The sequence below is a fragment of the Aeromonas sp. 600774 genome (assembly GCF_049175075.1).
In the GTDB taxonomy this organism is placed as follows: domain Bacteria; phylum Pseudomonadota; class Gammaproteobacteria; order Enterobacterales; family Aeromonadaceae; genus Aeromonas; species Aeromonas veronii_A.
Genome location: NZ_JAAKUJ010000001.1, coordinates 345,857 through 368,622, shown reverse-complemented (window position 1 = coordinate 368,622; position 22,766 = coordinate 345,857). Strand labels below are relative to the sequence as shown.

Below are 22,766 nucleotides of genomic sequence, written 5' to 3'. Positions count from 1 at the left end.
TGGCCTGTAAACCGCTTGTAAACAGGCGTCGCCAGACAAGGGGTTACGGGTGTCACCACGAGTTTCTTTAGCAGCAATCCAGGGTAGGACAATATGAAAAAAGTAGGTTTGGTCGGTTGGCGTGGCATGGTGGGATCGGTTCTGATGAGCCGGATGCAGGAAGAGCAGGATTTCGCCCATATTCAACCCACATTCTTCACCACCTCCCAGGCCGGTGAGGCCGCTCCCAACTTCGGCGTCGATGCCGGTACTCTGCAAGACGCCTTCGATATCGAGGCGCTGGCCAAGCAGGATATCATCATCACCGCCCAAGGCGGCGACTACACCAAGGATGTCTATCCACGCCTGAAAGCCGCTGGCTGGCAGGGTTACTGGATTGACGCCGCCTCCTCCCTGCGGATGGAGAAAGACGCCGTCATCATTCTGGATCCGGTCAACGGCGACGTTATCGAGCAGGCCCTGAACGACGGCATCAAGACCTTCGTTGGCGGCAACTGCACCGTCAGCCTGATGCTGCTGGCCCTCGGCGGCCTGTTCAAGGCCGATCTTGTGGAGTGGGTGAGCGTGGCCACCTATCAGGCGGCCTCCGGTGGCGGTGCCCGTCATATGCGCGAGCTGGTTACCCAGATGGGGATGCTGCGTGATGAAGTGGCGGTTGAGCTGGCCGATCCTGCCTCCGCCATCCTCGACATCGAGCGCAAGATCACCGAGAAGACCCGCTCCGGCACCCTACCGGTGGACAACTTCGGCGTGCCGCTGGCCGGTGGCCTTATTCCCTGGATCGACACCAAGCTCGACAACGGCCAGAGCCGTGAAGAGTGGAAGGGTCAGGCCGAGACCAACAAGATTTTGGGTATCGAAAACGCCGTGATTCCGGTGGATGGTCTCTGTGTGCGGATCGGCGCCCTGCGCTGCCACAGTCAGGCCTTTACCATCAAGCTGAAAAAGGATGTGCCGCTGGCGGAGATCGAAGCGCTGCTGGCTGCCCACAACGACTGGGTGAAAGTGATCCCCAACGATCGCGATATCACCGCCCGCGAGCTGACTCCAGCTGCCGTCACCGGCACCCTCAGCATTCCGGTGGGTCGTCTGCGCAAGCTCAATATGGGTCCTGAGTATCTGGCCGCCTTTACCGTGGGTGACCAGCTGCTGTGGGGCGCCGCCGAGCCGCTGCGCCGCATGCTGCGTATCCTGCTGGCGCGCTAATCCGCAAGCTATAGGCAGATACAACAAGGGCGGGGAGTCACACTCCCCGCCCTTTTTTATTGCCAGTTTTTATAAGCCCTTTAGCAGGCTCTCACTCTTGCAGTCACTTAAAGCAGGATACGCTGACAGCCGCTGTAGATCTCGGCCCGCCCGGGGCGGCAAAAACCCACCAGCGTCAGCCCGGTCTGCTCGGCCCGCTCGACCGCAAGCTCGGTGGCAGCGGAGATGGCGAGCAAGATCTCCACTCCGGCGCTGGCGCACTTTTGCACCATCTCGAAGCTGGCGCGGCTGGTCACCAGAATGGCACCGTCACGGCGACCCGTGCGGCACAAGTGCCCCACCAGCTTGTCCAGCGCGATATGGCGTCCCACATCCTCGCGAATGGCGAGAATGTTGCCCTCACCATCCAGATGCACTGCCGCATGGGTAGCGCCGGTACGCTGACCCAGCAGCTGGAGCGGGCGCAGCGCGTTCAGCACCTTGTCGATATGCCCTACCGCCAGACGCTGACTGTCGGGCAAGCTTGGCTGGGTGCGGATCACCTGCTCCAGACTCTCGCTGCCGCAGATGCCGCAACCGGTGCGTCCCGCCATGGTGCGCCGCTTCTCTTTGAGGCGATAAACGCAGCGATTGGCCAACGTGATATGCAGCTCAATCCCCTGACAGCCGTCGATCTGCTCGATGTCGTGGATATCGAGCAGGCTGTCGATGATCCCCTCGGATAGCGAAAACCCGATGGCGAAATCCTCCAGATCGGAGGCCGAACACATCATCACACTGTGGGCGATGCCGTTGTAGACCAGCGCCACCGGCGTCTCGGAGGGGAGCGCCATTTCGCTGTCGCAGGTCAGTGCATCGGCGCGGTAGTGCACCACCTCGCGATGGATGGCGCAGCGGGCCAATTCGTTCTGCGCCTCCAGCTCAAGTAGCTCTCTCATGGTGCGACCCCGTCAATGATCTCGGGATCTCTGGCCGAAATGCCGAGCCGCTTCATTTTTGAGAGCAAGGTGGTGCGCTTCATGCCGAGACGGTTGGCCGCCCCCCGCTCGCCAGCGACGATGCCGTTGCAGTCACGCAGGGCAGCGATGATCGCCTCGCGCTCATCAATCGGCCCCTCCTCGGCAAAGAGCGGCGTGGCGGGCTCGTCATAGACCAGGGTCTCAATCTTGTGGTAGCCCTTGAGGGGCATCAGCTCATCGGGCGAGAGGTTGAGCACATGGCCGCGGGTCATCACCACGGCGCGCTCGATGACGTTCTCCAGCTCGCGGATATTGCCGTACCAGGGGAGCGAGACCAGCATCTTCATGGCATCGGCGGGGATCGAGGTGATGGTGCGGCGCATCCGCTTGGCGATCTTCTTGATAAAGAAATTGACCAAGAGCGGAATGTCCTCGCGCCGCTCGCGCAGCGGCGGCAGCTCGATGGGAAAGACGTTGAGGCGGTAGTAGAGATCGCTTCGAAAGCGCTTGTTCTTGACCATGGAGAGCAAATCGCAGTTGGTGGCGGCCACCAGCCGCACATCCACCGCGATGGGGTTGCTGTTGCCCACCCGCTCCAGCTCGTGCTCCTGCAATACCCGCAACAGTTTGGGTTGCAAGTCCAGCGGCATATCCCCCACTTCGTCGAGGAACAGGGTGCCCTTGTGGGCCCGCTCGAAGCGGCCGATCCGCTGGGTCAGAGCGCCGGTAAAGGCCCCCTTCTCGTGGCCAAAGAGATCGCTCTCGATAAGACCGGTGGGAATGGCGGCGCAGTTCACCTTCACCATCTCGTGGTCGTGGCGGGCACTCAGGGCGTGAATGGCCTGGGCGATCAGCTCCTTGCCGGTGCCGGTCTCGCCGAGGATCAGCACGGTACTGTCGCTCTCGGCCACCAGCCGCACCTTCTCCAGCACGCTCTCCATCACCGCGCTCTGGTAGATGATGTGGGGGAACTCCCCCTGCATCTGCGGCTCGTTGATGCGAATGGTCTTCTCTTTGGCGCCGTTGGTGTTGGAGATCTCCTGCTGCGCCTGCACGTTGTTCATGGCAATGGCCGTACGTGCCGCCACCTGCTCCAGCAAGGAGATATCGATATCGGCAAAGAAGTCGGCGTTGGGGTGCGAGAGGATCAGCACCCCCAGCAGGTTGCCCCGATAGCGCAGCGGCAAAATGCAGGAGCTGTCGGCCTCGGGGGGCAGGATCTGGGAGGTAAAGCGGCAGCGATTGCTGCAGCCGTGACCGTGTTCGCGATAGACGAAAAACGGCTCGCTGTGGCCAAGGGCACCCTGCAGGCACTTCTTTTCAAAACAGGAGTGATCGATGATGCCCGGCTGATCGCTCTGGTGCTGATTGACCAGATAGCTCTTGAAGCTGTCGGAGGTGGCGTTGTACTCCGCCAGACACAAGCTGCTGATGCCGAAGTGGTGATGCAGGATGGTAAACAGGCTCTTGGGCAGCTCGGCGATGCGCACCAGTTTGATCACTGCATTGGTCACATCCACCAGAATTTTGCAGCTGTCGCGCTCAAGGCGCAGGGAGTTGGCCTGCTCCAGAGTGCGCTCCTTGTCGAGCACGTTCTCCAGCGCAATGGCGATAATGGCCGCCAGCTGGGTCAGTTTGGCCAGGGTCTCCATGGTGAAGCTGTCGAGCTGGGTGTTGATAAACTCGACCCCGCCCAAGTGGCTGCGGGCGGTGGTGATGGGGAGCTGGCAGTAGGAGCGCAGCCCCCCGTAGACCCCTTCGCGATCCAGCGCCGGGCAGCGATTCTCAAAGCGGGCGGCAGCGAGAATGATGGCCTGTTCCGGGGTCTCTTTGGTAGGACGGGGGGAGAGGTGCAGCTCTGCCTTGGGGCAGACCAGATGCTTTGGGCCGGAATGTCCCATGAAGTAGAAGATGGCCTCCTCGTCCGCACCCATGTTGAGGATCAGGTTGACCCGGGTTACGCCGCCGAAGCTGGCATCTATCTTGTTGAGTTTGTTGATAAAATCATCGAGCGTCACGGCCGACAGGAGGGATTTGGAGAGCAGGAGGAAACCGTCGTCCCAGATGGGAGAGATCTCGTCCAGGGGGATGGCACTCACATTTAGCATTGCGGCCTCACGTTATATCGATTTAGTCACCAGTCAGGCTGTCCATGCCATCGCATCACGACAAGCCCCCGTCACCAAAATAAATAGCCACAGCCCGTAAAAGTGGCTGCTAATAAGAAAAGCGGTGACGAAAATTGTCGCATGTTGCAATTCCAGAGTTGTTATTAACGAACGACAACAAAAAGTAACATCGTTATCGGGGGATATATTGGAATGGCGACTCATCATAGATGAGCTCAAATTTCATTACAATCCGATTTAATATATCTGATAGCCATATTTAACCGGTTATTTCATCAGTTCTTGATCTCAATTAAGGCGCCCGAAAAGTGGGCTGCCGTCAACTGTCAGATCTGCCTCTCCTCTTCGCTGGCTGCGGTTTTCGAGATGGCGTTTACTGCCCATCCGTCGGCAGTTTATGAGGTGATGATCCGGCTGTGGCAGCACTTCAGGCCACCGAAGATAAAGAGGGCCGACAGGCTCTGGAAGGCCATCAGCAGCCAGCTGGCGTTGTCGGCAAGCTCGGTAGTGACGCTCTGGTGGGTGAGGTAGATCAGCAGGGTGATCACCCCCAGCAGCAGGCAGTTGATCAAGGTGGTGGAGATAAACCCGATCAGCCAGGCACTGGAAATACTCAAGGCAGAAAATACGCTGCTCATGGCGAGCCGCGCTGCCATAAAACAGCCGAAAAAACCGAAGCCCAGCAGAAATATCATCTCGTCGCGCCAAATATAGCAACCTATTCCCAGCAATATCGCCGCCAGATAGGTGCCAACATAGAAAAGTCCGAATAAGCGACCAATTTCATGTTGCATCATTTACTCCCCTTTCTTTGGGTAATAAAAGGGTGCCCGACTCGATAAATCCGAGTCGGGTTCCCTTATTTGTGCAGAACCTCTTTTTTAGGGCGATCAGCCTTTGGCTGCGCTGCGCAATTTCGCCTTGAGCGCGCTGTATTCAGTCTGGACGTACACTTCCGCCTCAGGCTGATTGTCGATGCGCTCTATCTTCACCGCGCAGTACTTGTACTCCGGCGTGTGGGAGACGGGATCGACGTGCTCGATGGTGAGCTCGTTGCAGGCCCCGATCCACCACTGGTAGGTCATGTAGACCACCCCGGCGTTGACCCGGTCGTTGTAGTTGGCCCGGGTGATCACCTTGCCACGGCGCGACGAGATCCAGACCAGCGCCTGATCCTTCACCCCAAGCTTTTTGGCATCGCTCGGGTGGATCTGCACATAGCCCGGCTCATCGGCCAGGGTCTGCAGCGCCGAGCAGTTGCCGGTCATGGAGCGGCAGGAGTAGTGACCCACCTCACGCACGGTGGAGAGCACCAGCGGGTACTCGGCACAGGGCTGCTCCAGCGGCGGCCGCCACTCGGAGGCGATCAGCTGACCCTTGCCGCTCGGGGTGGTGAACACATTCCCCTCGAACAGAGTGCTGGTGCCCGGGTGATCCTCTGTCGGGCAAGGCCACTGCACACTCTTGAGATCGGCCATCTTGTCGTAGCTGACCCCGGCATAGAGCGGGCAGAGCGCACGCATCTCGTCCCAGATCTCTTCGGTGTTGTGGTACTCCATGGGGTAACCCATGGCGGTCGCCATCAACGAGAAGATGGCCCAGTCCGGCTTCACGTTTTCAGGGGGCGTCACCGCCTTGTAGAAACGCTGGAAGCCGCGATCCGCCGAGCTGTAGACCCCTTCATGCTCGCCCCAACTGGTGGCGGGCAGAATGACGTCGGCCATCTCGGCGGTCTGGGTCATGAAGATATCCTGCACGATCACCAGCTCCATCCCCGCCAGAGTGCGGCGGAACTGACCCAAGTCAGCCTCGGTCTGGGCCGGGTCTTCACCGAAGATGTAGAAGGCCTTGCACTTGCCCTCCTCTACCTTGTGGCCAAGCTCCGTCAGGCGATAGCCGGGTTTCTGGGACAGAGACTCCACGCCCCACGCCTTGGCAAACTTGGCGCTGATGGCGGGATCGGCCACCGACTGATAACCCGGGAACTGATGCGGCAGCATCCCCATGTCACAGGTGCCCTGCACGTTGTTCTGACCGCGCACCGGTCCGCAGCCGGTGCCGCGGCGACCGAAGTTGCCGGTCAGCAGCGCCAGACCCGCCAGCCCCTTGACCACGTCCACTGCCTGACCGTACTGGGTCACCCCCATGCCCCACAGGATCATGGAAGCAGGCGACTCGGCGTAGGTGCGAATGGCGGCGCGGATATCGGCGGCTTTGAGGCCAGTGATCCCCTCGACATATTCCGGGGTGTACTTGGCCACTGTCGCCTTGAAGGTCTCGAACCCTTCGGTGTAGTTGGCGACAAATGCCTTGTTGTAGAGCCCTTCATTGATCAACACGTTGGCGAAGGCGTTAACCAGCGCCATGTTGGAACCGTTTTTGAGCGGCAGCCACTGATCGGCGATGCGGGCGGTCTCCACCATGCGGGGATCACACACAATCACCTTGGCCCCGTTTGCCTTCGCCTTGAGGATATGGCGGGCGACGATGGGGTGAGAGTCAGCAGCGTTGTAACCAAACACCAGCAGGCACTTGGTCTCTTGAATTTCGGGAATGGCGTTGCTCATGGCGCCGTTGCCTACAGTTGTCTCCAGACCGGAGACTGAGGGTGCGTGTCACACCCTCGCGCAGTGGTCGACGTTGTTCGTTCCAATCACCGCACGGGCAAATTTCTGCATCACATAGTTGGCTTCATTGCCGGGGCCACGGGCAGAGCCGGTGGTCATGATGGCGTCCGGGCCATATTTCGCCTTGATGGCAGAGAGACGGCTGCTGGCAAACTCGATCGCCTCATCCCAGGAGACAGCCTCGAACTTGCGACCGCGCTCGCGGCGGATCATCGGGCTCTTGAGACGGGGGGTCAGCAGGTTGGTGTCGTTCAAGAAATCCCAACCGTAATAGCCCTTGAGGCAGAGCTGCCCCTCGTTGGTCCGGCCGTTGGCGCCTTCGGCCCCCACCACCTTGTCGTTTTCAACCAGCAGGTTGATTTTGCAACCGGTGCCGCAATAGGGGCACACGGTAATGACTTTTTTCATGACTCACACTCTTGTTTGTTAACGAAAAACGGCTCGGCAAGCCCGCTCACACCCGCGCCGGCATCGCCAGCAGTGCCTCGGCACTGGCCAGCTGCTTCTGCCGGTTCAGGTTTTCAAGATGCTCCGGCGTGACCAGCCGCAGCGCCTGGGTCGGACACACCTCGACACAGGCCGGGCCCGCCTCGCGGTGACGGCAGAGATCGCACTTGAGCGCCTGCGCCTTGGTCTGCGGACGCTTGAAGAGCGAATCGGCAGCGGGTGCCACCTCTTTGAGCACTACCGCCATGGCGCCGTAAGGACAGGCCACCACGCAGGACTTGCAGCCGATGCAGCGCTCCTGCAACACCTTGACGCAACCATCCTCACTGACGATGGCATTGTTCGGGCAGGCCATGGCGCACGGCTTGTCTTCACACTGGCGGCAGAGCACCGGCGTGGTCACCTTGCTGCCCACGATCACCTTCAGGCGCGGCTGAAAGTAGCTGTCCTTGGAGACCAGATGTCCATCCTCGATGGCAAGATGCAGGCCGCCCTCCCGCTCAAGGGTCCCGCTGCAAGACCCTGACTGGTGTGAAACGGCGCAGGCCACCTCACAGGTACGACACCCAATACAGAGACTGGGATCTGCAATCACGAAGCTGTTCATAGAGAGGGATCCTAAATGGTTCGTTACACCGGGCCGCCCGCCGACAGGCAAAGAGGCGGCCAGCCCCCCACAAAGCATTTATCAGACCAAAACGGGCCAAGGGTGCGATAAAAATTCACAAGCAACTGAAAATAAAGAAGTAATTAGAAAGAATAACGTGCTAATTGCCACCACTGACGAGGGTGACGACGGGGTGGGAAGTGTGATCGACACGACAAAAGTGACGAGCTCGACACCGGCTGACAAAGGCTATCACCCTGCCCTTTCAGCTCAAGCGAACAAACAACAACCAATCAATGACTAATTTATTGATCTCGGACAGATTATGCGCCGATTGCCCTTTTTACCCCCTACCCGATTGGATAGCATGCTTCAGTTGGCAACCAGCTCCGTTGAGTTTTTTCCATACAGAAGCACAAAGTACTCCTCAACTCAGAACAGCAGACTGTGACTAGCTTACAGAGTGATTAGGGTTACTGGCTGTCACACACAATTTTTTAACGCCAGAGTAAAATTAAAACAGGTTATATTTAGCATATGATTCGACCAACAAGAACGTGGCAATTATTTGAACAGCTAGTTGTAAAGATTTTAGAAGAAAATGATTTTATAGCTATAAAAAATGATGTTAGGGGAGATAATGGTTTTGACTTGTTAGCTCGCTATAAAAATGAAGACTGGGCTATTGAAGTAAAATTTTATCGTACTGCTCGAGCTCAATACTCGCTTATTGATGCAGCAGCTAGTCGGCTAGCTATAAATGGTGCTTCTGCGCAAGTCCAGAAAGGCATGCTAGTTGTTTCTTGTATTATACCATCAGAACTAAGAGTTATTATCCAAGATAAGTTTAATATTACTCTAATCGACCGAGTAGATTTAAAATCATGGTGCAAAAACAATCCATCTCTGGCCGAAGAGTTAGGTACTATATTAGAATCCACACCTTACGAATCTTTAGATGTAAAACCTGTAAATAAGAATTCGAAATCACCTCTTACTCTTAACTCCCTTAGCCTCACCAAGCCACAGGCATTAGATACTAGAGGGACTACCCTAATACAAGAACTAGGTCTTATCAAAAAAGGAAAGACCAGTTGGTCTGCATATGAAAAAATATGTGACAAAATACTTAGATACCTGTTTTCAAATGATCTTCATGGGTGGCATTCTCAAAAAAGAACGGATGATGGGCTTCATCGATATGACTATGTATGTCGTGTAAAGCCTACGACTGAATTTTGGAAATTTGTCATTGATCACCTTGATAGTCGATATGTTCTTTTTGAGTTTAAAAACTATTCTGGGAAAATAAAGCAAGGACAAGTGCTTACAACAGAGAAGTACTTATTAGAACGAGGACTTAGACGCGTGGCATTTATTATCACTCGAGTCGGAGCAGATCAGAATGCGATTACCATGATGCAGGGCGCAATGAGAGAACATGGTAAATTAATGCTTGTATTAAATGATGAAAAGGTAAGCGAGATGCTCAAAATGAAAGAGCAAGGCGAAGATCCTTCTGATCTTCTCTTTGAAATTGCAGATGATTTTCTACTAAGGCTACCTCGATAGTTAAGAGCTATAGATACAGTGCAGAGCAACGGTACCATAATAAAAATTCATATGTGCAGTTATTGTGCAATTAAACATCATTATCACATAAATCATTTCAGGATAAGAATAAATGTCTCATTATATTGAAAAACTTTCGATTACAAACTACAAATCTTGTAAAAGCCTTGGTATAACATTGACCCCCTATACACCATTGGTAGGTTATAATAACGCTGGCAAATCAAATATTCTCTCTGCATTAGAATGGCTAGTAAAAGAAAGAGTACTATCTAGTGAGGATTACAATAATATTGATACAGATATTATTGTTGAAGGTAAAATATGTGGCATCTCCGAAGAGATAATTCTACGACTCAGTGAGGAGCATCGAGCATCTTTACAGCCATACATTCAAGATGGCGTTGCTATAATAAAAAGAACCCAGCCTACTGGTGCAACAAAAAAAGCTGATTTATTATTGGAGATTTTCAATTTCGAGTCAGGCGAGTTTAAAAACAATCCTCGTGGAATATGGAATGCAATCAAATGTCTATTTCCGGAGCCAATTAAAGTTGGCGCAATGGAAAATGCTTCTGAAGATGCAGGAAAAGCAAAAAGCACTTCAACTATAGGTAAACTTTTAAAAGAATTTTGCTCTGCACTTAATGAACAACATTCGAAAGTCGTTAATCGAAATTTAAATGCAATAAGAAGAAGGATGAGTGCGGATGGGGAAAGACGGTTAGATGAATTAGCAGAAATTGATAAATCCATAAATGACAAAATTGAAAATCTATTTCCTGGAATCAGTTTAAAACTACATTTTGACGTTCCTGATTTTGAAGATATATTTAACGCAGGGACAGTAAAAGTCTATGAGAATAAATTAGACGGACGAGATATTGCATCATATGGCCATGGTGCTCAAAGATCAGTTCAGATGGCGTTAATACAACACCTTGCCGAGATTAAGCAAAGCTCAGACTCCCCAACAACAACTCTATTATTGATTGATGAACCAGAACTTTATTTACATCCATTTGCTATTGAACAGGTTAGAGAGGCTCTCTATCAATTATCTTTGCATGGATATCAAGTAATTTATACCACTCATTCAGCTCAAATGATTACAGCTGATCGTGCACAGCATACATTATTTGTTAGAAAATCAGGTGAATTAGGCACGCATATCCGAACACCACTACGTGAAGCCCTTAGCATTGCAGTTCCAGATGCAGCAGCTCAAGCCGGCCATCTATTTTCCCTAAGTCAATCCACCCAAATTTTATTTGCAAACGCAGTTATTCTAACCGAAGGTAAGACAGAATTAAGATTGCTGCCTTCTATATATCAAAAAATCACAAATAAAACACTTGGCCAACATAATATTGCGTTAATTGAAACAGGATCGGTCGATAATATTGGTAAAACAATGCGAATATTGCATGAAATGGACTTACCTTCTAAAGGTATAGTGGATTTAGACTATGTATTTAAAGGTGCAATTCACAACGGACATATCAGCCGTGATGACGACGCTCTAATCATCTTAAATGAAATATTGAAAAAACTTCAGAGTGAAAAGAAAATTGAAATGAAAGGTGAAATACCTAATGCAAAGCATTGCGCCATTATGGCGGAAGATCCAAGCTCTCATGGCGCCATTAATTCATTACACGATAGGCTATTAGAGAAAAACATTTGGCTCTGGAAGCGTGGAGCTATAGAATCACACCTTGGCCTTCGTTCTAAAAATGAAAATGAATGGGCTAGATTTAAATCCAGCATCGACAACACAGATATTGGAATAAAAAATTCTTGTGCTGATTTTAATAGCGTTGATGCATTGATAAAATGGCTACGATAACACCTTTAAGCCATCGGCCATTTCAATATTAAACATAAAATAATCACAAGCATGGTAGGGTGCAATAAGCGCAGCGCATTGCACCTCTTGCATTTTTAATTAGCGGTGCAATTCACTTCGTTCATTGCACCCTACATTTTTCCCTTCCAAATAAAGACTCTATTGCTACCCAACAACTTCCCCTTTCTCATCCTGCCAGCAATTAATTAGTCACTATTTTATCGTCTGTTTTTCACTCAGCTCGGTAAAAAATAGTGGCCAAAGCGCTTCCCCAGATAAAACAAACGGTTGCCCGCAGAGCGGGTGAATATTTCAATCAACGGCCAATTAATAACCTTACTCAAAAGGACGTTTTGATTATTTATACCTGAGCATGAACCCGCAGAGTGTGTGTCATTATAAGCTTAACGACAGATGAACAGACTGTGTCCCATGAAACGCATCTTTATATCCGATTAGCTCCCTTCCCATCGCAATCCTTTGATTTCCCCCCGATGTTGTATCCACACATACCTGATGTGTTCGGGGCGATCTGCTGTGGCAAACGTGTAAACATCAAACTGACAAGATGAACTCATGAACTGTGATAAACAACAAGCCATGTCCGGCGTCATGCTGGCGGCGATTGGCGTAGTCTATGGCGATATCGGCACCAGCCCGCTCTATACCTTGCGCGAGTGCCTGTCAGGTCAATTCGGGTTCGGCGTCGAGCCGGCCTCCATTCTCGGCTTTCTCTCGCTGATCTTCTGGCTGCTGATCCTGGTGGTGTCGGTCAAGTACCTCTCCTTTGTGATGCGGGCCGACAACGCTGGCGAGGGTGGCATTCTCACCCTGATGTCGCTGGCGACCCGCAACGCCTCCACCCGCTGGACACCGCTGCTGATCATCCTCGGCCTGATTGGTGGCAGCTTCTTCTATGGCGAGGTGGTGATCACCCCGGCGATGTCGGTGATGTCGGCCATCGAGGGTCTGAGCATTCTCACCCCCGCCCTCGACCCCTATATCGTCACCCTCTCGGTGCTGGTGCTGACCCTGCTGTTTGCCATCCAGAAACATGGCACCGCCATGGTGGGCAAGCTGTTTGCCCCCATCATGCTGATCTGGTTTATGACGCTGGCGGTGCTGGGGCTGCGCGGCATCATCCACAACCCCGAGGTGCTGGGTGCGCTCAACCCCATATGGGCGGTGCGCTTCTTTATCCAGTACCAGACCACCTCCTTCTTTGCTCTCGGCGCCGTGGTGCTGGCCATCACCGGTGTGGAGGCGCTCTACGCGGATATGGGCCACTTTGGCAAAAATCCAATTCGCCTCGCCTGGTTTATCGTGGTGTTGCCGTCGCTGGTGCTCAACTACTTCGGGCAGGGTGCGCTACTGCTGAGTAACCCCGCCGCCATTGCCAACCCCTTCTTCCTGCTCGCGCCGAAATGGGCGCTGGTGCCGCTGCTGCTGCTGGCAACCATGGCGACGGTGATCGCCTCGCAGGCGGTGATCTCCGGGGTCTTTTCGCTGACCCGGCAGGCGGTGCGGCTCGGTTATCTCTCCCCCATTCGCATCGTTCATACCTCAGAGCAGGAGTCCGGCCAGATCTATATTCCGGTCATCAACTGGATGCTCTATATCTCGGTGGTGATCGTCATCATGAGCTTCGAGCACTCCAGCAATCTGGCGGCGGCCTACGGCATCGCGGTGACCGGCACCATGGTGCTCACCTCCATCCTCTCCTGCTCGGTGGCCAAGAACAGCTGGCACTGGAACAAGTATCTGGTGGCCATCCTGTTTGCCGCGCTGCTCTGTATCGACGTGCCGCTGTTTGCCGCCAACCTCGCCAAGATCTTCTCCGGCGGCTGGCTGCCGCTCACTCTGGGCGCAGTGATGTTCACCGTGATGACCAGCTGGAAGAGCGAGCGCTTTCAGCTTATTCGTCGCCTGAACGAGCACGGCAACTCCCTTGAGCCGATGATCGCCTCGCTGGAGAAATCCCCGCCGACCCGGGTGGCCGGCACTGCCGTCTATATGTCGCGGGTGGTCAACGTGATCCCCCATGCGCTGCTGCACAACCTCAAGCACAACAAGGTGCTGCACGAGCGGATCATCCTGCTCACCCTGCGGGTGGAAGATGTGCCCTACGTCCACAATGTGCGCCGGGTCTGCATCGAGCAGCTCTCCCCCACCTTCTGGCGGGTGGTAGCAAGCTACGGCTGGCGCGAGACCCCGAACGTGGAGGAGATCTTCCACCGCTGCAACGCCGAGGGGCTGAGCTGCCGGATGATGGAGACCTCGTTCTTTATGGCCCACGAGTCGCTCATCATGAAAGACCGCCCCTGGTATCTCTATCTGCGCGGCAAGCTCTTTATGCTGCTGCAGCGCAACGCCCTGCGCGCCCCGGATCAGTTCGAGATCCCGCCCAACCGGGTTATCGAGCTGGGTTCGCAGGTGGATATCTGATGGCGGGTTGATGGCCTTTTGATGGCGTAGAAAACCTCAGCAAATAGAGAGGGAGGCATGGGCCTCCCTCTTCTTTTCCGTTAACCCCGATTACCGGCCCCCTCATCCCCGGCCCTTCTCCCGCAAGGGGAGAAGGGGGCAAACTACGGCGACCATATGCTGTAAACGGTGCAATTCACTGCGTTCATTGCACCCTGTTCCCGGTATGCTGCCGATATATTTGCGTTCTCGTGCGTCCGATTACGCTTCGCTAATCGAACCTACGGTTTCAACACAGACGGGCTCTATCCGAACAGACAGACCGCCGTAGGGTGCAACAAGCGCAGCGCCGTGCACCGTGACCATATGGCTGACTTTCCCCCTCATCCCCAGCCCTTCTCCCGCGAGGGGAGAAGGGAGCAAACCACGGCGACCATATGTTGCCAACGGTGCAATTCACTTCGTTCATTGCACCCTACGCCTTCCCACCGATGCCCTAAGCGCAGACGAATCACCCTTTCGTCCCTTGTCACGACCCCCGCATTCAGCCGTGTCGGGGGGTGACGAACCCTCTTGGCGGCTTCGTCACAAGTGACGAACGTCACAGTTCGACAGCCATGCCAGCCCTTTCACCCAACCACACCAATATTTTTATTCATTTAAAAACAACCAGTTAAAACCAATTTTCCTGCAAAAACCATTCTGGCCCGTATCTTGCCAACCTGCCCCTACTTTCTCCGTTCGCGACACGACAAGGTAGGCTATGAACCGCTTCGTTATCGCTGACCCCAAGCTTTGTATCGGCTGTGGCACCTGTATGGCGGCCTGCAGCGAGGTACACAAGGCGCAAGGTTTGCAGCAAGCCCCCCGTTTAACCGTTATGCGACACGAGCAGGCGACCATGCCGGTTCAGTGCCGTCACTGTGACGATGCCCCCTGCATCAAGGTGTGCCCGGTCGAGGCAATTCGCCAAACCGGCGATTGCGTGCAACTCAACGAGTCGCTCTGCATCGGCTGCAATCTCTGCGCTGTGGCCTGCCCCTTTGGCGCTATCCAGAGCGGCGGCAGCCGTCCGGTGGCCGTGGCCACCAGTTACGACACCTATATCCCCTGCTCCATCCGCTCCAGCAACCCCTCCACCTCCGCCGGTCTGCGCTGCTTTGGCGAGGATCTGCTGAGCTGGGAGCCGGGCGTGCGCAGCATCGCGGTCAAGTGTGACCTGTGCGAGTTTCGCGCCGAAGGCCCGGCCTGTGTCAGTGCCTGCCCCTCCCAGGCACTGAAGCTGGTCAATGACGGCGACACCGAACGCGCCGCCCGTATCCGTCGCCAGCAAGCGGCCGACACCAACCCGCAAGGGGCCTCTGCCTTCTCGGCGCCTGCCACGGCGCTCCCTGCATCCGATTTATCTACCACAGAGGGAGTTCGCTGATGTTGTCCCCCCTTGTAATGGCTACGCTCCTGCTCTTTTTGCTGGGCGCTGCCGCCGGTTTGCTCCTGCAAAAGTTGCCCGCACTGGCCAACCGTCTCAATAGCGGTTTTGCCCTGCTGGGCTCGCTCGCGGGTCTGGTCGCCGCCATCCAGATCTTTGCCCAAGGCGCCCCCGTCGACGGCCAACTCTGGCTGCTGGGTTCGGTTCACCTCGACATGCTGGCCGCGCTGATGCTGCTGGTGATTAGCACCGTCGGCGTCGCCGTCGCCCTCTACTCCTTTGCCTATATCCGCGAATATCAGGGCAAGGGGGATGTGGCCATCGGCGCGCTGATGAACCTCTTCCTCTTTGCCATGGTGGGCATGGTGCTGGCCGACAACGCGCTCGGTTTCTTGCTCTGCTACGAGCTGGTGACCCTCACCACCTACTGGCTGGTCAAGACCAACCCCGAGGCCGCCAAACAGAGCCGTCTCTACTTGGTGATGAACCATATCGGCATGGCGCTGGTGCTGGTCGCCTTCTGGCTGCTCTGCCGCGAAAGCGGCTCGCTGGAGTTCGCCGCGCTGCGCGAGCACCATCTGGCGGGCACATTGGCATCCCTGGTGTTCCTGCTCAGCTTCTGCGGCTTTGGCCTGCGCGCCGGTTTCGTGCCGCTGCACGGCTGGCTGCCGGTGGCCGAGCCCGTTGCCCCCTCCCATATCTCGGCGCTGATGTCCGGCGTCATGGTGAAGCTGGGTCTCTTTGGCATCTTGCGAGTCAGCATCGATTTTCTCGGCGCCAACCAGCTCTGGTGGGGCTATGTGGTGCTGATCTTCGGTGCCTGTTCGGCGGTGCTCGGGGTGCTGTTTGCGCTGGCCGAGCATGACCTCAAGCGGCTGCTCGCCTACCACACGGTGGAGAACATCGGCATCATCCTGATGGGGATGGGCATCGGCATGATCGGCATCGCCAACCAGCAACCGGCACTGGTGGTGCTGGGGCTGCTCGGCGCCCTCTATCACCTGCTCAACCACGCCATCTTCAAGAGCCTGCTCTTTATGGGCACCGGCTCGGTGATGTTCCGCCTGCACACCCGCGATATGGACAAGATGGGGGGGCTGGCCAAGCTGATGCCCTGGACTGCGCTGGCGTTCCTCATCGGTGCCATGGCCATCTCGGCGCTGCCGCCGCTGAACGGCTTTGTCAGCGAGTGGTTTATCTATCAGTCGCTCCTTTCCATGACCAAACTCGGCACCTCTGTCGTTGCGCCGCTCGCGGTAGTGATGCTGGCGGTAACCGGAGCCATGGCGGTGATGTGTTTCGTCAAGGTGTACGGCATCTGCTTCTGCGGCGCCCCGCGCAGCGAACACGCGAGCCACGCCCGCGAAGTGCCGGGCGCCATGGTGGCAGGCACCCTGCTGCTGGCCGCCGTCTGTCTGGTGCTGGGTCTGGGCGCCCCCTGGATTGCCCCCCATATCGCCAGCTATGGCCAAGCCTTGGTAAGCGACCAAATGAACGTGGCCACTGGCGCCACCCTGCTGCCACTCGACAGCTCACAGGCGATCCTCTCACCACCCGTTATCGCCATCACCCTGCTGGGTCTGTTCCTCATCCCGTTGCTGGTACTGGCCATCTTCAAGGGGCCCAAGCTCGGTCGTCGTCACGCTGGCACCCCGTGGGCCTGTGGTTACGCCTATGAGGAGCGCATGAGCCTTACCTCTGGCGGTGTCACTCACACCTTGCGCCAACTCTGCGCGCCGCTCTATCGCAAGCAGCCGCAGCTCGATCTGGCCAGCGCCCTGCACGGGGTGAGCGCCTCCCCCTCTGCCGCTGGCTGGCTGTTGCACGGTGTTGTGCTGGCGCTCTTTATCCTGATGGCTGTAGGAGTCTGATATGCCTGTTCTTGAAATGCCGAGCTGGGGCATGGTTGCCCTCGCCCTGACCCAGGCCATCGCCATGCTGGCGCTGGCACCGCTCGCCACCGGTTTCAACCGGGTGCTGCGGGCCAAGATGCACTCCCGTCAGGGGCCGGGCCTGCTGCAGGATTACCGGGATATCGCCAAGCTCCTGCGCCGTCAGGAGGTGACCCCCGAGCCTGCCGGCATCATCTTCAACCTGATGCCTGCGCTGCTCATCGCCGCCCTCTTGCTGGTAGGGATGGCGCTGCCGACCCTGACTCACGAGTCCCCCTTCCCCATCGCCGGGGATCTCATCACCGATATCTATCTGTTCGCCATCTTCCGCTTCTTCTTCTCCCTCTCGGGGCTCGACAGCGGCAGCATGTTTGCAGGTATTGGTGCCCGCCGCGAACTGACCCTCGGCATTCTGGTGGAGCCCATTCTGGTGCTCGCCTGCTTCATCATGGCGATGATGGTGGGCAGCTCGGATCTGGGCAACATCAGCAGCTATGTGGCGACCCAGCCACTGGCCGCTCCCATCGCCACCCTGCTGGCCGGTGCCGCCTGCGCCTTCGCGGTGTTTGTCGAGATGGGCAAGCTGCCCTTTGACTGCGCCGAAGCCGAGCAGGAGCTGCAGGAGGGGCCGCTTACCGAGTACTCCGGTGCGGGCCTGGCCCTGCTCAAGCTCTCCATCGGCCTCAAGCAGCTGGTAGTGGTGCAGCTCTTTCTGGTGATTTTCCTGCCCTTCGGCAAGGCGACCAACTGGAGTCTGCCGGCACTTATCGGCGCGGCGCTGATCCTCGCCTGCAAGCTGCTGGTGGCCTTTTTGCTGGCCGGCATCATCGAAAACGCCATGGCCCGTACCCAGTTCGTGCGCACCCACAAGCTCACCCGCTACGGCTTGGGGCTGGCCCTGCTGGCGCTGCTCGCCTATCTGGTCGGGGTCTGAGCCATGCCCGCCAGCACAGCAATTTTTTCCAATTTCATCATTTGTGAATGCTCATTCCCGAACATTAAAGTGAGAACTGCATGACCATCGCCATTTCGGATCGCATCGGCTGCGACTACATCCAGCAGGTGCGAGCACAACTGCCCCACGCCATCGTCGACGAGGAGTGGCAAACCGCCGATCAGGCCACCATCACCGTCAAACCCACCAGTCTGGTCGAGACCGCCAGCCTGATCTTCCATCAGCTGGGGGGCTGGCTTCCGCTCTCCTTTGCCAATGACGAGCGCAGCCTCAACGGCCACTTCGCCGTCTACCACGTCTTCTCCATGGAGGGCGACACCAAGTGCTGGATCACCGTCAAGGTGCTGGTGGATGCCGATACCCAGGAGTACCCCTCCATCACCCCGACCATTCCGGCGGCGGTGTGGGGCGAGCGGGAGATCCGCGACATGTTCGGCCTACGCGCCATCGGTCTGCCGGATGAACGCCGTCTGGTGCTGCCGGACGACTGGCCGGAGGATATCCATCCCCTGCGCAAGGACGCCATGGATTACCGCCAGCGCCCGATGCCCACCACCGACACCGAGACCTACCCCTTCGTCAACGAGCTCGGCAGTGATGCCAACCGCATCGTGCCGGTCGGCCCGCTGCACATCACCTCGGACGAACCGGGCCACTTTCGTCTGTTCGTCGATGGGGAAGACATCATCGATGCCGACTACCGCCTCTTCTATGTCCATCGCGGCATGGAGAAGCTGGCGGAAACCCGGATGGGCTACAACGAAGTGGCGTTTCTGACCGACCGGGTCTGCGGCATCTGCGGTTTTACCCACAGCGTCGCCTACACCACCTCGGTAGAGAACGCCATGGGTATTCCGGTGCCGGAGCGGGCCAAGATGATCCGCGCCGTGCTGCTGGAGGTGGAGCGCCTGCACAGCCATATCCTCAACATCGGCCTGTCGAGCCACTTCACCGGTTTCGACACCGGCTTTATGCAGTTCTTCCGGGTACGGGAAAAATCCATGACCCTGGCCGAGCTGCTGACCGGTGCGCGCAAGACCTACGGCCTCAACCTGATTGGCGGGGTACGCCGTGACATCTTCAAGGAAGATCGCATCAAGGGTGCCCAGCTGGTGCGGGAACTCCGTGATGAGCTCAAACCCCTGGTGGCCATGCTGCTGGATACCGCCAACATCTCCTCCCGCCTCATCGGTATCGGCAAGCTCGAGCCACAGATTGCCCGCGATTTCAGCTGCGTCGGCCCCATGGTGCGGGCGAGCGGCTTCAAGCGCGACGTGCGCCGGGTCCACGACTTTGCCGGCTACCGCGAGCTGCCGATGGAGATCCAGACCAAGGCGGGTTGCGATGTGCAGTCCCGGGTGCTGGTGCGCATCCACGAGCTCTACGACTCCCTCGACATGATTGAGTTTGGTCTTGAGCACCTGCCGGAAGGGCCGCTTTTGACCGAAGGGTTCACCTACCAGCCGGGCAAGTTTGCGCTGGGCTTTACCGAGGCGCCCCGCGGCGAGAACGTCCACTGGAGCATGACCGGAGACAACCAGAAGCTGTTCCGCTGGCGCTGCCGCGCCGCCACCTACGCCAACTGGCCCGCCCTGCGCTACATGCTGCGCGGCAATACCGTGGCGGATGCGCCGCTCATCATCGGCAGTCTGGATCCCTGCTACTCCTGTACCGACCGGGTCACTCTGGTCGACCCCAAGAAGGGCAAATCCACCGTGGTCTCCTACAAGGAGATCGAGCGCTACGGCATCGATCGCAAAAACTCTCCGCTGAAATAAGGGGTCATCATGATCAAGCTGTTCAAGACCATCCTCAAGGCTGGCACCCCGACCGCCAAGTACCCCTTCGCCCCTTACGAGGTGAACCGGGATTTTCGCGGCAAACCCAAATATCAGGCGGATCAGTGCATCGCCTGCGCCGCCTGCACCAAGGCCTGCCCGGCCAATGCGCTGGTGATGGAAGTGGACATGGAGACCGGCGAACGGCGCTGGGAGATCTCCATGGCGCGCTGCATCTTCTGCGGCCGCTGCGAGGAGGTCTGCCCGACCCGCGCCATCGCCCTCTCCCCCGAGTTCGAGCTGGCGGTGACCAACAAGGCGGATCTCTATGAGGAGGCCCGCTTTGCGCTGGCCCCCTGCACCCTGTGCGGCACCTACTTTGCCCCGAGCAAACTGGTGGCGCTGGTGGAGGACACCCTCAAGCAGGCGGGCACACCGCTCGCGACCCCGGAGCGGCTGCATCACTGCCCCGACTGCAAACGAAAACAGAGCATGCTGAGCCAGCCTGACTCGGCCCTGATCACACCGATAGCCACACCGATGGCCACACAACAGGAGTGGATGTGATGAGCAAGATAAAAGGCATAGAACCGGTTGTCGGCCATGCCCATACCCGCGCCGTGCCGCTGGCACAGGATCCCGAGATCACCAAACTCAAGAAGACCCTGCTCAAGGACATTCGCCGCTCGGCCTATGTCTACCGGGTCGATTGCGGCGGCTGCAACGCCTGCGAGATCGAGATCTTCGCCACCATCACCCCGCTGTTCGATGCCGAGCGTTTCGGCATCAAGGTGGTCGCCTCCCCCCGCCACGCCGACATCCTGCTCTTTACCGGCGCGGTGACGCGGGCGATGCGGGTACCGGCCCTGCGCGCCTACGAGGCGGCGCCCGATCCCAAGATCTGCATCGCCTATGGCGCCTGCGGCTGTGACGGCGGCATCTTCCACGACCTCTACTGCGTCTGGGGCGGCACCGACAAGATCGTGCCGGTGGATGTCTATATCCCCGGCTGCCCTCCGACACCGGCGGCTACCATCTACGGCTTTGCCGTGGCGCTCGGCCTGCTGGAACAGAAACTCAAAGCCACCAGCCACGAGGTGCAACCGGGTGAGCGGGTCGAGCTGCGCCACACCGGCATCCCCAATGAAATCCGGGTGATGATCGAGCGCGAAGCGCGCCGCATGGCAGGTTACCGGCAGGGGCGGATCATCGCCGACGAGTTTATGGCCCTGCTTGAAGGGGCGACCCAGCAGGATGTGGATCTGCGCATCCAGAGCTACCTCGATCAGCACGACGATCCGCGCCTGGCGGAGATCGTCAACAACCTCGCAAACGCCTGCCTCAACCGGGCGGCCGGCAAGGGAGAGGCGGTGCATGGCTGACGAGGTTTTCTTCTACCGCCTCTCGCGCAAGTTCGTCGACGAGCAGTTCGACGTCCCCGAGGAAGCCAAAGAGGTGATGTACTACAGCCTCGCCATCGGCCATCACCTCGGCATCGTCGATTGCCTGCGAGCAGACCTGGTCTGCTCGCTGACCGGTTATCGCGACTGGGTAGCCAAGCTGCCAGAGGGGAGCGAGGCGCGCCGCAAGATGGAGGGATTTCTCACCTTTGGCGAGATCACCATCTATCGCGAGCACTGCCATATGCTGGCCTGTGCCTTCGACCGACTGCGCAAAGCCGACAATGTGCTGGATGAGCAGGAGCTGGGCTGGACCCACACCTTTATGGATCAGCTCACTGCCCTCTTTAACGACCCCCATATGTACCTGATGGTAAGGAGCCGCTGATGGGCTGCAATCTCGTGTTGACCGTGGGCAATGCCATGATGGGGGACGACGGTGCCGGCCCCTATCTTGCCGACAAACTGCAAGCCGCCCCCCTGTCCGGCTGGATCCATATCGACGGCGGCATCGCGCCGGAAAATGTGGTCTACAAGGTGCGGGAGCTGCAACCGGAGCGGGTGGTGCTGGTGGATGCCGCCGAGATCGGCGAGAAGGCGGGAACCCTGCAGGTGATCCCCCCCGAGACCATCGCCGAGATGTTTATCTTCTCGACCCACAATATGCCGCTCAATTTCCTGATCGACGAGCTCAAGACCTTTGTCCCAGAGGTGATCTTTGTCGGAGTACAACCGGCCATCGTGGCGTTCTCCTTCCCGATGACCGAGATGGTGAGCGAGGCGATGGATTATCTTTATCAGCATCTTGATGCCGCCAGTGATACTGGTCTGTTAATAGATAAACTGGATCAGTGGAATATTGCCAACGCCAACCGGTGATTATTTATCGAGTTGTTAACGACCGTTATTGACCGACGGTTCAGGCAATGTGATCGAGGCCCGATGTTAAATTAAAAACATCGGGCTAATTGTGCTGAACTTGATATAAAACAAGGTTCTTTGATTTTTTCAAAAAATCGCTAACTCTCGATTTTTTATGACAAAAAAAGCGTTGCCAGTCACAGAAATTTGCCACAAAATGGCGACCGTTACGGAAGTTGATGGGGTCTGGTGGCCTCCTCGGTCTTCAAAACCGATGTGAGCCGAGAAGGCTTTGGCAGGTTCGATTCCTGCCTCTTCCGCCAAATTCATCTATTGAACAAATACTCTCTCGCTGAATTCTTCGGCTTGGATGTTATTTCCATTGTTTGTTCAATATGTTTGAAGTAATACCTTAAAAAAGGTGCTTGCCGCTTGCCAATATAATCCGAACTCAGGTTATCTCGCTGGCCAAAAATTAATTTATCAGCATCGATGCAGCATTAATTTATACCCGCTCATTGATGCATCCAGTTTGCACTCATCCGCAAATCGCCAGTAGTGCCATAACCCGTCAGCTCGGCCTCTCTATCGGCAAACCGGTGCGCATCCCGAACCCACGCACTGCACTGGT

General features: G+C 56.7%; 17 protein-coding genes and 1 tRNA gene. 13 read left to right on the top strand and 5 right to left on the bottom strand.

Annotated features, from left to right (window positions below; all coding sequences use genetic code 11):
* Window positions 1–93 precede the first annotated feature (93 nt).
* The gene (gene asd, locus G5171_RS01535; RefSeq protein WP_005345266.1) at window positions 94–1,206 is read left to right on the top strand and encodes an aspartate-semialdehyde dehydrogenase; all 1,113 of its coding nucleotides are present in this window, start codon (window positions 94–96) and stop codon (window positions 1,204–1,206) included.
* 107 nt (window positions 1,207–1,313) lie between these two features.
* Here the strand turns inward: asd and fdhD are convergent, their stop codons facing one another.
* From fdhD to G5171_RS01510, 5 genes are all read right to left on the bottom strand, one after another.
* Window positions 1,314–2,144 carry a formate dehydrogenase accessory sulfurtransferase FdhD gene (gene fdhD, locus G5171_RS01530; protein WP_421259726.1) on the bottom strand — a complete coding sequence of 277 codons (831 nt, stop codon included), beginning with the start codon at window positions 2,142–2,144 and terminating at the stop codon, window positions 1,314–1,316.
* A complete protein-coding gene (locus tag G5171_RS01525) occupies window positions 2,141–4,273 on the bottom strand; it encodes a sigma 54-interacting transcriptional regulator (protein ID WP_421259725.1) in 2,133 nt (710 codons plus the stop codon). The genes fdhD and G5171_RS01525 overlap by 4 nt, the downstream gene beginning before the upstream one ends.
* Before the next feature lie 416 nt (window positions 4,274–4,689).
* Window positions 4,690–5,088: a hypothetical protein gene (locus G5171_RS01520; RefSeq protein WP_421259805.1), complete on the bottom strand. Its 399-nt coding sequence runs from the start codon at window positions 5,086–5,088 to the stop codon at window positions 4,690–4,692.
* A 96-nt stretch (window positions 5,089–5,184) separates the two neighbouring features.
* Entirely contained in the window at window positions 5,185–7,329 is a 2,145-nt protein-coding gene (fdhF, locus tag G5171_RS01515; protein WP_421259724.1) for a formate dehydrogenase subunit alpha, read from the bottom strand.
* A 46-nt stretch (window positions 7,330–7,375) separates the two neighbouring features.
* Entirely contained in the window at window positions 7,376–7,975 is a 600-nt protein-coding gene (locus tag G5171_RS01510; RefSeq protein ID WP_033112617.1) for a 4Fe-4S dicluster domain-containing protein, read from the bottom strand.
* Between the two features lie 537 nt (window positions 7,976–8,512).
* Here G5171_RS01510 and G5171_RS01505 point away from each other — a divergent pair.
* From G5171_RS01505 to G5171_RS01450, 12 genes are all read left to right on the top strand, one after another.
* Entirely contained in the window at window positions 8,513–9,547 is a 1,035-nt protein-coding gene (locus tag G5171_RS01505; RefSeq protein WP_376901102.1) for a restriction endonuclease, read from the top strand.
* Between the two features lie 112 nt (window positions 9,548–9,659).
* A complete protein-coding gene (locus G5171_RS01500) occupies window positions 9,660–11,396 on the top strand; it encodes an ATP-dependent nuclease (protein ID WP_421259723.1) in 1,737 nt (578 codons plus the stop codon).
* A gap of 576 nt (window positions 11,397–11,972) precedes the next feature.
* A complete protein-coding gene (gene kup, locus G5171_RS01495) occupies window positions 11,973–13,841 on the top strand; it encodes a low affinity potassium transporter Kup (RefSeq protein WP_024944982.1) in 1,869 nt (622 codons plus the stop codon).
* Between the two features lie 742 nt (window positions 13,842–14,583).
* Window positions 14,584–15,249 (top strand): 4Fe-4S dicluster domain-containing protein, encoded by a 666-nt coding sequence (locus G5171_RS01490; RefSeq protein ID WP_123172985.1) that lies wholly within the window; start codon window positions 14,584–14,586, stop codon window positions 15,247–15,249.
* Window positions 15,249–17,120 carry a hydrogenase 4 subunit B gene (gene hyfB / locus G5171_RS01485; protein ID WP_421259722.1) on the top strand — a complete coding sequence of 624 codons (1,872 nt, stop codon included), beginning with the start codon at window positions 15,249–15,251 and terminating at the stop codon, window positions 17,118–17,120. Before G5171_RS01490 ends, hyfB begins: the two co-directional genes overlap by 1 nt.
* A gap of 1 nt (window position 17,121) precedes the next feature.
* A complete protein-coding gene (locus G5171_RS01480; protein WP_040065713.1) occupies window positions 17,122–18,075 on the top strand; it encodes a respiratory chain complex I subunit 1 family protein in 954 nt (317 codons plus the stop codon).
* Window positions 18,076–18,155: 80 nt separating this feature from the next.
* Window positions 18,156–19,874 (top strand): NADH-quinone oxidoreductase subunit C, encoded by a 1,719-nt coding sequence (locus tag G5171_RS01475; RefSeq protein WP_421259721.1) that lies wholly within the window; start codon window positions 18,156–18,158, stop codon window positions 19,872–19,874.
* Between the two features lie 9 nt (window positions 19,875–19,883).
* On the top strand, window positions 19,884–20,441 hold the full coding sequence (locus G5171_RS01470; protein WP_043850919.1) for a formate hydrogenlyase complex iron-sulfur subunit: 558 nt from the start codon (window positions 19,884–19,886) through the stop codon (window positions 20,439–20,441).
* On the top strand, window positions 20,441–21,256 hold the full coding sequence (locus G5171_RS01465; protein WP_005301886.1) for an NADH-quinone oxidoreductase subunit B family protein: 816 nt from the start codon (window positions 20,441–20,443) through the stop codon (window positions 21,254–21,256). The genes G5171_RS01470 and G5171_RS01465 overlap by 1 nt, the downstream gene beginning before the upstream one ends.
* On the top strand, window positions 21,249–21,662 hold the full coding sequence (locus G5171_RS01460) for a formate hydrogenlyase maturation HycH family protein (protein ID WP_421259720.1): 414 nt from the start codon (window positions 21,249–21,251) through the stop codon (window positions 21,660–21,662). The genes G5171_RS01465 and G5171_RS01460 overlap by 8 nt, the downstream gene beginning before the upstream one ends.
* Window positions 21,662–22,153: a hydrogenase maturation peptidase HycI gene (gene hycI / locus G5171_RS01455; RefSeq protein WP_124929561.1), complete on the top strand. Its 492-nt coding sequence runs from the start codon at window positions 21,662–21,664 to the stop codon at window positions 22,151–22,153. Before G5171_RS01460 ends, hycI begins: the two co-directional genes overlap by 1 nt.
* 213 nt (window positions 22,154–22,366) lie before the next feature.
* Window positions 22,367–22,458: transfer RNA gene (locus G5171_RS01450), tRNA-Sec, on the top strand.
* Window positions 22,459–22,766: the final 308 nt, after the last annotated feature.

Coding starts and splice junctions, on each gene's coding strand:
- asd (WP_005345266.1), top strand. CDS start 94: ATGAAAAAAGTAGGTTTGGTCGGTTGGCGTGGCATGGTGGGATCGGTT.
- fdhD (WP_421259726.1), bottom strand. CDS start 2,144: ATGAGAGAGCTACTTGAGCTGGAGGCGCAGAACGAATTGGCCCGCTGC.
- G5171_RS01525 (WP_421259725.1), bottom strand. CDS start 4,273: ATGCTAAATGTGAGTGCCATCCCCCTGGACGAGATCTCTCCCATCTGG.
- G5171_RS01520 (WP_421259805.1), bottom strand. CDS start 5,088: ATGCAACATGAAATTGGTCGCTTATTCGGACTTTTCTATGTTGGCACC.
- G5171_RS01510 (WP_033112617.1), bottom strand. CDS start 7,975: ATGAACAGCTTCGTGATTGCAGATCCCAGTCTCTGTATTGGGTGTCGT.
- G5171_RS01505 (WP_376901102.1), top strand. CDS start 8,513: ATGATTCGACCAACAAGAACGTGGCAATTATTTGAACAGCTAGTTGTA.
- G5171_RS01500 (WP_421259723.1), top strand. CDS start 9,660: ATGTCTCATTATATTGAAAAACTTTCGATTACAAACTACAAATCTTGT.
- kup (WP_024944982.1), top strand. CDS start 11,973: ATGAACTGTGATAAACAACAAGCCATGTCCGGCGTCATGCTGGCGGCG.
- G5171_RS01490 (WP_123172985.1), top strand. CDS start 14,584: ATGAACCGCTTCGTTATCGCTGACCCCAAGCTTTGTATCGGCTGTGGC.
- hyfB (WP_421259722.1), top strand. CDS start 15,249: ATGTTGTCCCCCCTTGTAATGGCTACGCTCCTGCTCTTTTTGCTGGGC.
- G5171_RS01480 (WP_040065713.1), top strand. CDS start 17,122: ATGCCTGTTCTTGAAATGCCGAGCTGGGGCATGGTTGCCCTCGCCCTG.
- G5171_RS01475 (WP_421259721.1), top strand. CDS start 18,156: ATGACCATCGCCATTTCGGATCGCATCGGCTGCGACTACATCCAGCAG.
- G5171_RS01470 (WP_043850919.1), top strand. CDS start 19,884: ATGATCAAGCTGTTCAAGACCATCCTCAAGGCTGGCACCCCGACCGCC.
- G5171_RS01465 (WP_005301886.1), top strand. CDS start 20,441: ATGAGCAAGATAAAAGGCATAGAACCGGTTGTCGGCCATGCCCATACC.
- G5171_RS01460 (WP_421259720.1), top strand. CDS start 21,249: ATGGCTGACGAGGTTTTCTTCTACCGCCTCTCGCGCAAGTTCGTCGAC.
- hycI (WP_124929561.1), top strand. CDS start 21,662: ATGGGCTGCAATCTCGTGTTGACCGTGGGCAATGCCATGATGGGGGAC.